The sequence below is a fragment of the Centipeda flueggei ATCC 43531 genome (assembly GCF_000160695.1).
Taxonomy (GTDB): Bacteria; Bacillota; Negativicutes; order Selenomonadales; family Selenomonadaceae; genus Centipeda; species Centipeda flueggei.
In genome coordinates, this window is the sequence record NZ_GG694008.1 from 188,027 (window position 1) to 199,951 (window position 11,925).

The 11,925-nt window shown below is 45.1% G+C and carries 12 protein-coding genes; all 12 read right to left on the reverse strand.

What is annotated here, in order from left to right; translation table 11 throughout:
* Window positions 1-10: 10 nt before the first annotated feature.
* A complete protein-coding gene (locus HMPREF0908_RS08385; RefSeq protein ID WP_245522937.1) occupies window positions 11-775 on the reverse strand; it encodes a polysaccharide deacetylase WbmS family protein in 765 nt (254 codons plus the stop codon).
* 455 nt (window positions 776-1,230) lie between these two features.
* Entirely contained in the window at window positions 1,231-2,166 is a 936-nt protein-coding gene (locus HMPREF0908_RS08390; protein ID WP_425358108.1) for a nucleotide sugar dehydrogenase, read from the reverse strand.
* A 59-nt stretch (window positions 2,167-2,225) separates the two neighbouring features.
* A complete protein-coding gene (locus HMPREF0908_RS08395) occupies window positions 2,226-3,590 on the reverse strand; it encodes a TIGR04372 family glycosyltransferase (RefSeq protein ID WP_006691062.1) in 1,365 nt (454 codons plus the stop codon).
* Window positions 3,587-3,991 (reverse strand): hypothetical protein, encoded by a 405-nt coding sequence (locus tag HMPREF0908_RS08400; RefSeq protein ID WP_006691063.1) that lies wholly within the window; start codon window positions 3,989-3,991, stop codon window positions 3,587-3,589. Before HMPREF0908_RS08400 ends, HMPREF0908_RS08395 begins: the two co-directional genes overlap by 4 nt.
* The gene (locus HMPREF0908_RS08405) at window positions 3,991-4,986 is read right to left on the reverse strand and encodes a TIGR04372 family glycosyltransferase (protein ID WP_006691064.1); all 996 of its coding nucleotides are present in this window, start codon (window positions 4,984-4,986) and stop codon (window positions 3,991-3,993) included. The genes HMPREF0908_RS08400 and HMPREF0908_RS08405 overlap by 1 nt, the downstream gene beginning before the upstream one ends.
* Complete coding sequence (locus tag HMPREF0908_RS08410) at window positions 4,983-5,828, reverse strand: NAD-dependent epimerase/dehydratase family protein (RefSeq protein ID WP_006691065.1); 846 nt, start codon at window positions 5,826-5,828, stop codon at window positions 4,983-4,985. The genes HMPREF0908_RS08405 and HMPREF0908_RS08410 overlap by 4 nt, the downstream gene beginning before the upstream one ends.
* Window positions 5,825-6,709, reverse strand: coding sequence for a transketolase family protein (locus tag HMPREF0908_RS08415; protein ID WP_245522938.1), 885 nt, complete (start codon window positions 6,707-6,709; stop codon window positions 5,825-5,827). Before HMPREF0908_RS08415 ends, HMPREF0908_RS08410 begins: the two co-directional genes overlap by 4 nt.
* 29 nt (window positions 6,710-6,738) lie before the next feature.
* On the reverse strand, window positions 6,739-7,563 hold the full coding sequence (locus HMPREF0908_RS08420; RefSeq protein WP_006691067.1) for a transketolase: 825 nt from the start codon (window positions 7,561-7,563) through the stop codon (window positions 6,739-6,741).
* A gap of 166 nt (window positions 7,564-7,729) precedes the next feature.
* Window positions 7,730-8,827, reverse strand: a complete 1,098-nt coding sequence (locus HMPREF0908_RS08425) for an FkbM family methyltransferase (RefSeq protein WP_040572651.1) — start codon at window positions 8,825-8,827, stop codon at window positions 7,730-7,732.
* A gap of 209 nt (window positions 8,828-9,036) precedes the next feature.
* On the reverse strand, window positions 9,037-10,122 hold the full coding sequence (locus HMPREF0908_RS08430; protein ID WP_006691069.1) for a radical SAM/SPASM domain-containing protein: 1,086 nt from the start codon (window positions 10,120-10,122) through the stop codon (window positions 9,037-9,039).
* Window positions 10,106-10,804: a class I SAM-dependent methyltransferase gene (locus HMPREF0908_RS08435; protein ID WP_006691070.1), complete on the reverse strand. Its 699-nt coding sequence runs from the start codon at window positions 10,802-10,804 to the stop codon at window positions 10,106-10,108. The genes HMPREF0908_RS08430 and HMPREF0908_RS08435 overlap by 17 nt, the downstream gene beginning before the upstream one ends.
* 12 nt (window positions 10,805-10,816) lie before the next feature.
* A complete protein-coding gene (locus tag HMPREF0908_RS08440) occupies window positions 10,817-11,914 on the reverse strand; it encodes an FkbM family methyltransferase (RefSeq protein ID WP_050755866.1) in 1,098 nt (365 codons plus the stop codon).
* Window positions 11,915-11,925: the final 11 nt, after the last annotated feature.

The following is an 11,925-nucleotide window of genomic DNA, read 5'->3' on the forward strand; positions in this document are numbered from 1 at the left end:
TCATTCATCCTCATATCATATGGTACAATTGAGCAAGTGTATACTGTGGTACATTCTTCTGCACAAGATAATCTGCAAGTTCCGTGATAAAATCTGTAATACCACGTGCCGCTTTATTTCGTATCTGTTCTATAATCTCGTCTGATATTGAATTCCATACGTCTCTGCTCACGGAATCCTTTATATCACGCATATACTGAAAATCAGGGGTATTAATAAGCAAATGCATCGGATGTATATTGATTACTTTAACCCCCGGTTGTTCGAAATAACTCTTTACAGAAGAAAAATTAAGATCTAATCCATGATATAGGTACGCCCCATCTTCAAAGAAAGCCGGAAATGAGACCATCCCCGAACGATGAACAAAAGGAGGTATTACATCAAGCATCGTACATAGATTAGACTCATAACGGATTCCACGATTGTATAATTCCGTGTAAATATCATTATCGGCATACCACCGATGTGCACGAAACGCCTCGGCTTGGGGAAAATGTGTCATACAATAATGGATAACTGCCTCCTTATCTTCCCCTTGACTGCTTGGCTGAATAAAGTTTGGATGGATACCATACGACACACTCTCTGTTCGAATCAAATGATGAATATACGGACTCGTATGTGTAAAGAAAAGAGTCAACGGTATCTGACACCCTTGAAAGAAGGTTACTGCTTCCTTGATTACATAGTCTGACGCCCAATCCACATCCATCGTGACCGAAAACGCGTCAAGGTCCTTAAATGCCGCCTTAATCAGCGCAACATTATTCATGTTCATGTGAGCTCCCTTTCCTCGTAAAATTAAAACGACCAATGCAGTTATTTTCTCTCAACTAAAGAATGTGCATGAGCTACAATTTTATGGATAACTGCGGCATTTCCTTCCGGTGTTAGTGGATATCCATATTATTGATTAACCACCTGTTCCAGATCATCGTACTGAGGACTCCCCCCTTCCTCAACCCTATGAAGAACATTTTGACAATCCGCATACGATTGTATGGAAACCACATCTCTGCAATACCGCATCCACGAATTATCAGCGCCAAACAACAAAATCGGTTTTTTCAGTTTCGTTGCCTCAATCGCCACTGTTCCATTGAACGTAGCTATCGCCATGGCACTCTGGTTGATATGACTTGATGTGTTGTGGTCAAGCGTTTTTGTAACACGAGTGTCCAATAAACTTATGTCGAATACCTCGCTTCGAATGGCGTACGATAGCCGTTATAAGAATGCGGTCGTACTTGTGAGACGGAAAATCCCTACTGTTTGTGGATCACGCGCAAGGATCATCTCTGTGATATGATCCTTGCGCGTATGATTCACCTGCACAATCGCTGTGATAAGATTTTGCGGAATATCTTTATAATTCGCCAAAAGCTGCTTTGTATCCTTCGGCAGACAATATCCTCCATAGCCAAAGGATGGATTGTTGTAATCCTGACCTATACGCGGGTCAAGACAGACACCTCTGATAATCTGCGCACTGTCCAGCCCGCGAAGCTCCGCATAGCTGTCCAGCTCGTTAAAGTACGCCACGCGGAGCGCAAGATATGTATTTGCAAAAAGCTTGACCGCCTCTGCTTCGGTTGACTCCATAAAGAGCACAGGCACATCTTTTTTTATCGCGCCTTCAACGAGTAATTGTGCAAATCGCTTTGCCGCCTCCGTCTGTGCACCGATGATGATACGCGACGGATAGAGATTGTCATGAAGGGCCTTCCCCTCTCGCAGAAACTCCGGCACAAAAAAGATATTTTTACATGAATACTGTCGCTGGAGCGACTTCGTGTAACCGACAGGCACAGTCGACTTGATGACAATATGCGCATTGGGGCTAATCGCAAGAATCTTCTTCAGCACATTCTCCACCGATGATGTGTTGAAAAAATTGCGCTTGGGGTCATAATCCGTCGGCGTTGCTATAATGACATATTCCGCCCCACAAAACGCCTCCGCAGGGTCTGTTGTAGCGCAGAAGGACAATGCTTCCTTACGAAGATATGCCTCAATATCCGCATCGACAATAGGAGAACGCTTCTGATTGAGCAGATCCACCTTGGCAGTGTTAATATCATACGCGCATACGTCATGATGCTGCCCCAGCAGAACTCCATTCGACAGTCCCACATAGCCCGTACCCGCGATTGCTATTTTCATGAAATTGCTCCCACTCATTCAACACCTATGAAAGAGATGCAGATACGCTAAAGCACGAATTACGCCTCAAGAAGCCATTCGTTCTGTCGCAAAAACTCACGACCTACCGGCAGGTCGACAACAAAACAATCCCGCCCCTGCGCTGCCCATGCCAAAAGTTCGGAAAATCGTTTTTGCCGCATCTCGTCTTCCGGCGTATACGAGAACGTGCCATCCAGACGTGCGATCATCTCGTCAGCAGCATCCGCAATTTCTTCCGGCGTATTTTCTTCAAGGATGATTCCATGTGTTTCGTAATACTCAGCTATCTTGTAGCGTGAGTCCTCCTGGCGTTCGATGGCAAAAATCTCCTGAAAGGTAAGATATCGTTTCTTACGAGTGTCATACATTTTCTTCGGCAGGAAGATATCCTGCTTTCGGTCACAATAATTAAGGCTGTCTGCATTGAATGTAATCACAGGCATATTGATCATGACAAGAGGTTTGTCAAAGAGATTCGCCATAACCTCCATTGCGCTTGGATCGGAAATCAAAAATTTCGCTTTGGACAGCACATAGAAATCCATAAATTCACTTCGATAGCGATTTGCATAATCCACACTTCCAGGAGCATCAAACGAACCTTCTACCAAGCAGCCCATCCGCACCGATTGTATTCCACGCCTCCACAAGCGTTCCGACATGAGATTGAAATTTTCAATGTGGCTATTACGCGTCACCTCGAGATCATCAGGATTCATTCCCAAATGCTCTTTCAAATACCGTCCCTGTCGCGCGAAAAAACAAACATAATCGCCCGAGATCCCCATCTCTTCGAGCTTTCTATCCCCCTCTTGCATCTCGTCTAGTTCGAAATGCAAAAACTGACGATGAAAATTTTTCTTCTTTATAATCTTTTTCTGCATAGCCAAGAGGCTCGGATGATCGAAACGATGAGATATATATGTTCTATGTTTGTAATGTTGTATGAAATATTTCCAAAATCCGGCATTTTCCCGTGTCACGAGGGGAAGCATGTCTGCCACTTTCCGATAAAGATAAGTGTTCGCTATATATCGATCCTCATAGAGATATTCGCATTGCACTCCGCCCTCTCGCGGAATCCAGCCCACGGGAAAAAAAATCGCAAGTTCTCCTTCCTTTGGCGGGAACTCCTGCTGATGCCCTAACGAAACGATGATTTCCCCTATCCTGTACGCAAAGATGGTGCACAGCTCAACTTTTCTGTATTTCCTCAGGATTTCTTGACTTTTCTCTTCATATTCCGCTTCTGATCCTCTCGCTTTGGGAATCTTCGGAAAAACCTCCTGCTCGAAGAAGCGTTCGTCCCGGCTTTTTTGTCGTCTTGCTTGTATCGCTTGGAGTGCCGCGCTCGGAAGAAGATACTTCAACCCCGTTTTCAAATATTGTATCATTTTTTTCATGTCGAGGCACTCTCCCCATAGAAAGGCTCAGGCAATGAGGATTCCAAAAACCATGCATTTTTTGTAATCCATTTCGCTCCGATCTCAGCACAAACCGCCAAAAAATCATCCTTCACAATATATTCACACATAATGCTTTTGTACTTGCGCTTCAGTGCCATTTCTTCGTCGGTATAGCTTACATTCCGATCAAGGATGTGAATCATTTCCTCGGCAAGTTCCTTGATTTCCGTTTCGGAATTAGGGATGGCTATATACCCATGATCTGACAGCCATCTCCAAAAGCAGAGCGTTAGATTTTCTCCTCGATGTTCTTGAATCAACTGGAGATGAACCGCAAGAATTTCTCGTAAGGTTAAATACGTATCGTCCAACGGATGGTAAAATTTCTTACAAATCATCAACGTGCCTTCCGTCTGTGAGTCCCCTGCAGAAAAAAAGACGATACATTCGTAAAGGCCATAGGTTTTTTTGCCAGCAAAGGAAAGACAAAAATCCCCGATGGATCTCCCAAAAAGAACTTCGCATGTGAAAACACATACACATCACCAAAAGCCGACCGTCTTTCATTAGTATAGTCTACTATATGTGCGAGTGTACCCCTTGAGGATACAGCCTCCCCCATACGGACGCATCGCATTCCACTGCTGTGCAAATACGCAGCCGCAGATTGAAAACTCTCAATATCTGAATCACAATAGCGCACCATGAGTTCATTTGCCCATTTCGCTTTATCTAAAAATTGGTCATCGTAAAACTGATTATAGTATGCTGCATCACGAGCAAACAGACAGACATAACCGCCGGACTCAATCTTGAGTTTCTCTAAAATTATGTCTCCCTCACGGATTTCCTGTTCTGTAAATGAAAAATGTCCGGTTTGACGGCTGTCTGTATCGTATCGGTACGCCCCCTTCCCTGCATAGAATTGACGCGATATATCGATCCCGCTGCGATACGCATCACCGAAATCCAACGATTCAACCTTCCAGAAACACATCTTCAGAACACGCAGCCAGAACGGAAGATTTTCTTCCATATCGACAAGATCACGACAGATGATTTCCTCTAAAAATGCATTCGGGATTTTCTTGCTATGGTCGAAATGCTCCCGATAAAAAAGATACAGCGTATCCGAGGCTCGATGTTCACATAGCCATTGATACATAAGCCCCATGCCGCCTATATTGCGGCATGACATCTGAAGCACCGCGATCTTTTTATACGTCCGTCTGATCAATGCCATTCGATTCATATCTTCTTGCGTAGACACATAGTCGGCAGGATCGAATTTCTTGTACAGAGAACGGACGATTCCAACGCTTCTTTTCAAGCGCAATGCCTTTGCCGGGATGAAAGGTTTTAGAAATCCTTTCACGATATCCCATGCATTCATTTGGATCCCCCCAAAAGCCTCTGCACCATCTCAATCGGCGAGATAGACTCATACCCCATCTCCAGTGCACAGCTATCATCCAGACAGAACGGCGCACGCATATCGTTGTCCACAATAATCTCGGAAGAAGATCCCGTCAGTCTCTTAATCTCGTGAACAAGTTCGCGTACCGTCGTCTTTTCGTGGGAGGCAAGACATACAACATCGTACTTCCACGTATCCATGCGCAACAGATGAGCAACGAATTTTGCCAGATCATCATTCCAGACAAAATTTCGTGTTGGAAAATCCGGTGCGTAGATGCGTACCGAATCATTTCGTAGAAACTTCTCAATGGTACTCGGCAGCCAGATACCGTAAGAACCATGCCCGATGATCCCCGGCATACGAAGACTGATACTTTGAATTGACATTTCCTCACGAAGCAGACACTCTGCCACATATTTCGTCAATCCATACGCATCGGGATTGATGCGGTCTGAATTCTCATCAATGTTTTCGTCACGGAACTCGCCATAGATGCCGATTGTCGAAAAGTAAATAACTCTGCGGACTTCATGGCGCTTCGCATAGTCGATGATCTGCCTCATCGTATCGATGTTGTTTCGCACATATACGCAGAAATCTTTTGCCCGATGCGGAACACTTCCGGCTGTGTGGATTATGGCCTCAAAGCGCCCCATCTCAGGCCACGGCTCTTCAAGATTAAGCTGCACCGTTTCAAACGGTACTTCGATGCGGCGGGAATGCACTGTTCCGACAACATCAAATCCGCTCGCATACAGGTGCTCCGCTGTGCGCCGCCCTGCGAAGCCGCCTGCACCTGTTACCAGAACTCTCATCGCTGCAAGCTCTCCCGCACTTTTTCCATGATGCTTCCCGAGGCAAGTCCGTTGATTTCCCGCATCGCCTCGCGGTTTCCGCATCCTTTTGCACAACCGTTGAGACCCATTCGATGAAAAGATGCTGCAGTACCGCTCTCTGCCAGCACCTCTGCGACTGCACTGCCAAGTCCGCCATGGATACTGTGTTCTTCCAGGGTGATGATATGGCCTGTCTCTTTTGCCGCTGCGACAATCAAATCCCGATCAATCGGGTTTACCATGGGCATATTGATAACGCGAACACGGATACCATCAGACTCCAGTTTTTTTGCGGCACTCAGAGCCTCATTGACAACAGAACCCATAGAGATGACAGTGATGTCTCCTCCATCTCTCAGAACGTAGCCCCGTCCCACAGAGAATTGATAGTCCTCACCATACAGTTCCGGCTCATTAAATCCCTCCAGACGGATATATACGGAACCTCGATGATGATAGGCAAATCTCGTAGCCTCCCGTGCTTCAATCGGTGTAGCAGGAGTGATGACAAGCATATTGGGAAGAGTTCTAAGAAGCGCAACTTCTTCCGTCCCCTGATGTGTTGCTCCCATGCTGCTGCTTACCAAACCGGAAGACCGTCCGAGAAATTTGACATTCTGATTCGCAACGCAGACATCATTACGAATAAACTCGAAAGCATGCATTGACATGAAATTTGTAATCGTATACAAAAATGGAATCTTACCGCAGGAGGCAAGCCCCGCAGCACTTGCCACCATATTTTCTTCGGCAATCCCATAATCGATATACTGTCCCGGCATCTCCCGCTTGATCTTATCGTATATTTCATTGCTGTTGTCGGCGGTCAATGCCATGACATCTCGATCACGTTTAGCCAAATTATAGACCATCTGCGTACTTGCATTTCTCATAGACGCGTCAGCTCCTCTTTCCGGATTCGATACTCCTCACATATCTTATCCCATTCTTCGCCTTTCGGTGCGCGGCTATGCCATGCAGGATTATTCTCTGCAAGGGAAACGCCTTTCCCCTTAATCGTACGCGCTAAAATCATGGTTGGACGCTCCGTTGCCTTTGCACGTTCAAAGGACTGTATAAGTTCTGAGAAATCATGACCGGAGCATTCCAATACAGTCCAACCAAAGGACTCCCATTTTGCCTTCAGAGGTTCTATCGATGAAATGTCCTCAATATATGCACTTGCTTGTAAGCCATTGCAATCCATGACAACCGTCATATTCGAGAGTCCTTGATTCGCAGCAAAGGCCGCCGCTTCCCATACTGAGCCCTCCTGAGACTCACCATCCCCCATAACGACATAGGTGCGATATGATCGCCCATCCACCTTCGCCGCGAGTGCTGTTCCTGTGGCAAAGCAAATGCCATGCCCCAACGCACCTGTTGCAGTCTCAATGCCCGGCAGTGCAATATCAGGATGCCCGCCAAGACGCGTATTTCGTTGATAAAACGTCAAAAGCTCCTCACGAGGAAAATACCCGGCGCGAGCCAATACAGCATAGAGAGCAGCACAAGCGTGCCCCTTGCTGAGGACAATACGGTCACGCTCCTCAGAAAACCTGTTTTCCCATGCGATGACCCCCCCAAAATAAAGTGTCGTGAAAATATCAACACAGGAAAGTGCCGGGGCCATGTGCCCGGTACCAGAGATGTAAAACATCCGCAGAATGTCTAATCTCAACTCATGCGCTGTTTTTTCCAAGTTCATTGCCATCTTCACATCTCCTCTGTCTAAGCCAGTACACGTGAATACGTTTTTGAGATCAAACTCTGCTGTTATCTATCGCGCAGACCACCGATTCAACAGGATTCTCGGAATAATGTCTCATGTAGAACTTATACCCATTATTTAAGCCTACAAATAAAAAGTCAAGCCCCCCTTAACTCTCAGTAGAATCGACAGCATAGAGGATAGAATCTATAGGAATATCTCCATAATGCCTCATGTAAAATTTATATCCTGTACTTAATTCATATAGGTACAATGGAATATTGAATATATCATCTTTTTTATGATAGACGGAAAACGCAATGGTCGGTTTATATTCTCTAATGATATTTTCCGCTCCATGAAGTGCCTGCATTTCAGCCCCTTCTATATCCGCCTTCATAAAGGAGATCTTATTCCCGATCTCCTCATCGAGACTGCAAACAGGCACTTCAATATCCCCTTGCTCATCAAAAAAAGAGGTCCATGTCCCTTCCGACGAAAACCGCAAGACCGTATTCTCAGAATATGCCCCTTTATTAATATAAGTCATATTTGGATAGTGTGAGGTGCGTCTCTTTAGCTCCACAAAGTTGTTTGGATCCGGTTCAAAGGCATAAATATGAGCATATGATACACCAGCTGCTTTGATATGTTTGACAAAGGAGTCCACCGTATCACCAATATAGGCCCCGAGATCAGCAAACACCTCATTTTCCCTAAAACGAACGATAGCCCCATCAAAGTACTGATCACAATGACCAAGATCATTGATATCTGTAATTAAGGAAATATTTCTGCTGACCTTATAGTTTAAGAGATTTCGGAATACTTCTCTGGACCGCTCATCTTCAAGTAGCCCATAGACTTGCTCCAATTCTAAGCCATGTTCCATATAATAGGAATAGTAGTCTAATCCGTGTTCCCAAAGGAAAAATTCCGACCATAATACACGCTTTGGTAAGTTAGAGTCAATGTTCTCCAAGCGCTTCATAAGACTGGTTGGTCCATACGAAGAAATCAGAATTATGCCGTCACGCCCCACCATTTCTTCCGGGGAGAGGACTGGCTTTCCATAAAATCCACTCTTCTGTTTTTGTATATCATCATCCAAAAAGGCTTCTACCGATATCCCATTTTCTCCCAGCACATTCAGGTAATTCTCTCCGCAGTTGCCTGCTCCAAAAAGGTACAACGGCTCTGAGAGATTTTTCAAGTTCTCAACCAAAGATACCATCTTGTTCGGTTCTTTTACCAAGAAATCTAACATTTTGATGTCCTCCGTACCTGTTAAGGAATCGCTGATAAAATGAAGTCTGTCAGATTGGTGAAAAATTTTTGTCCTGCCAAGGAAACAAACCGGACGCATAGCCAAAGCTATGTGGAGGATTTGTTGACACAGGCAGGGCGAAAAGGATACGCCAAGATGATGGGCTGAATTTATCAGCGATTCCTTAAGACTACAAGATAGAAATATACCTAAATAAAGTTGACATGCCGCATATCTGTATCAAAATAGGATTGAATCAACAGGTTTCGTTCTTCATATACACAAAAATTACGGCAATCTCGTTTCGGCTGAAGAGCATTCAGTCGTTTTTTTGTCTGCTCCGAAAACCACATCTCACGGAATGATTGATCCTGAAGATCTCCAACAACCGCCTGAGAATCGTATGCTCTCGTATGACACAGATAGACCCTCTGATCTGCCGCTATGACCGTAACCAGACGGCACGTGTAGCAAGTCTCAAAGGGCTGAGCAGTAAAGTTCTTATCCATCCAGTCGTATTCGTAATTATTGACTATGCGAAACGCATGCTCCCCCGAAGGAACGGAAAGCTCCTCTTGCGCACGATGAAGCTGCTCGATCACCTTATCCTTGATATCAAGATGATAGTGTGGCTGGTTCTCCACAACAGCCGCAAACTTGACGTTATCTGCCCCAAGCTCCTTCAGCAGTGCCGCCGCTTCATATACATAGTCACAGTTCGCCTTGCTGATGACGAAGTTCACACCGAGCACGCAATCCTTATCTTTATTCTGTGCAAAGCTGCGGATATTCTCACAGACTCTTTGAAAGGAAGATTTCGGAATGCGGCGCAGAGACGAATACACAGATGCCAACGGAGCGTCAAATGAGATGCGCACCCATTTTGCCGTATAAAATTCTTCTGCAATCTCTCCTTTCAGGAGTTGACCGTTCGTAATCAGCGAGAGATCGATCCCGTGGCTCTTCACTTGCTGCACAGCTTCTCTGATGTGCGGATAGGTCAGCGGCTCTCCGCCACCTGAAAAGGTGAGTGCCTTGACCCCCATCGCTCCCATATCTGCAATAATCTCCTGGAGCTTATCCCACGGTATCATATCGCGGTGTTCTATGCTGTCGCGGTTCTCCGTCTTCTGGTAGGTATCGCCGGATCCATAGGTGCAGTATGCACAATGATGATTGCAGAAATTCGTTGGCTTCAAGCGTATGTAGAACGGAGCAATATGCTTGTGCCGCTCCAACGCATCCAGTGCATCTTTATGATGAAAAATTTTCAGTGAGCTATACGGGTTTCCCATCAATACGCCTCTTCTTTCCACAGCCTAATGCCATGATATAGCATGTCATCGGATACATGCCCGTATGAAGAACCTCGTCATTCATCCCAAAAATAAAGACATTCTCAAAGTAACGGCTCATCGCATCATACAACCTTTTTTGATCGTAGTTATTGATATGCGCAATCTTATTCCACGAACTTGAATATGGCACCATCGTCACATTAGGCGTTCCAATCACAGCAAACCCATCGTCCTTCAGGTTACGGCAAACCGTCTGAAAGTACATATCTTCCTGTTCCACGGGAATATGTTCAATAACATCCAGAGAAAGAACGCAGTCCCCCCCCAGAGGAAAGATATCCATTCCCATAAAATTTCCTTGAACAAAAGACAATTTATCTTGCTTTAGATTTTCATTTGCCCATCGGATTGCATCTTTATCAAAATCGACTCCAATTACCTGTTCACAATGACAGTTTTGCAAAATCATCAGATCACCAAGACCATCATTGCAACCCAAATCAAGGACCTTAAGATTCTTTCGATTTGCCATCATTTTTAGGGCGAATTTATAGCGTGCTAAAATAAACAGAAAACCATTCCCAGGACTTTGGAGTGTCGCAGACATTTTGGGGCTGAGTGTCAACGGCTCTCCTTCCAATTGATGCTTGACCTCATTCCAACGATCTTGCGTATCCATATTAATCCTCCCTCAAATTCTGCTTCCACTTCGCTTACTCATGGTTTTAGGTACTGCATACAAAACCGTTTCAATGATGGTCGGCGAGTAGTGCCGAATATAGTAATCATAGGTATTTGGACACATTTTTTCAATCAGGAGCTGCAGACGAAAGAGATCCTCCACCTTATGATAGATGGATACCATGAGAACGGGATGATTTCGGAGTGTCTGCTCCATTCCCAAGATAGCATCGTACTCTGCCCCCTCAATGTCCATCTTGATGGTGGTCACGGCTTCACCGTTCAAGATATGATCGACCGAATCGACATCCAATACGTCTGCACCGTCTGCACTTGCAAAGCTGTTTTTGGCATCACTTACCTCAAAGCGAATTTGCCCCTTTTCCTTATGGATACCGATATTCACGCACTGCACACGTGGCAGCATTTCGGTATTTTTCACCAGCATCTCGTAGTTCTTGCGGCTCGCTTCGACGGCAATAATTTTCTTGTATTGATCGCCTGTATAGTCAATAAAGCCTCGCAGGGAATCTCCGTCATATGCCCCCAGATCAAGGAAAACATCTTCGCCACTCCATAGAACAGGAATCTCATCCTTAGGCGGAAAATATTGATTTTTCTCTTCCATTCCGGCAAGGAACTTCAGATCTCGGCTGATTCGATAGTTTACCAAATTCTGCAGCACGTTACGCGACTTTTCATCTACAAGGAGACTCCATGCCCGATTTAACTCTGCTTCATGCTCCTTGAAATACGCCGGATTTTCCTTGTCAGCATCGTAACGACCAAAATCAATCTCACGATAGTACGAAAGAAGTCCGAGTTTCTCGATACACTGCTTCATTTTCGCATTGAATCCACTCGTAATGAATATGACCGTCTTTTCATCAGGGCAAATATCATCCAATCGAACGATTGTATAACCGTCCAACACTTCTCCCGCACGAAAATCATCACAAACAGCGCGCACGTGAATCCCATACTGGGTCATCAAGGAAAGCGCCTCATGTCCACAGTAACCTGCGCCGTAAAGAATGACATCGTTGCCGTCCGCTTTCAGCTTCTTCAGACACTCGGGTACAGCATTAATACTGTCTCGTATTTCCATGTTAAACTCCT

Bases quoted from the DNA above. Each gene is read 5' to 3' on its own strand.
- HMPREF0908_RS08385 (WP_245522937.1), bottom strand. From the start codon at position 775: ATGAATAATGTTGCGCTGATTAAGGCGGCATTTAAGGACCTTGACGCG.
- HMPREF0908_RS08390 (WP_425358108.1), bottom strand. From the start codon at position 2,166: ATGAAAATAGCAATCGCGGGTACGGGCTATGTGGGACTGTCGAATGGA.
- HMPREF0908_RS08395 (WP_006691062.1), bottom strand. From the start codon at position 3,590: ATGAAAAAAATGATACAATATTTGAAAACGGGGTTGAAGTATCTTCTT.
- HMPREF0908_RS08400 (WP_006691063.1), bottom strand. From the start codon at position 3,991: ATGATTTGTAAGAAATTTTACCATCCGTTGGACGATACGTATTTAACC.
- HMPREF0908_RS08405 (WP_006691064.1), bottom strand. From the start codon at position 4,986: ATGAATGCATGGGATATCGTGAAAGGATTTCTAAAACCTTTCATCCCG.
- HMPREF0908_RS08410 (WP_006691065.1), bottom strand. From the start codon at position 5,828: ATGAGAGTTCTGGTAACAGGTGCAGGCGGCTTCGCAGGGCGGCGCACA.
- HMPREF0908_RS08420 (WP_006691067.1), bottom strand. From the start codon at position 7,563: ATGGCAATGAACTTGGAAAAAACAGCGCATGAGTTGAGATTAGACATT.
- HMPREF0908_RS08425 (WP_040572651.1), bottom strand. From the start codon at position 8,827: ATGTTAGATTTCTTGGTAAAAGAACCGAACAAGATGGTATCTTTGGTT.
- HMPREF0908_RS08430 (WP_006691069.1), bottom strand. From the start codon at position 10,122: ATGGGAAACCCGTATAGCTCACTGAAAATTTTTCATCATAAAGATGCA.
- HMPREF0908_RS08435 (WP_006691070.1), bottom strand. From the start codon at position 10,804: ATGGATACGCAAGATCGTTGGAATGAGGTCAAGCATCAATTGGAAGGA.
- HMPREF0908_RS08440 (WP_050755866.1), bottom strand. From the start codon at position 11,914: ATGGAAATACGAGACAGTATTAATGCTGTACCCGAGTGTCTGAAGAAG.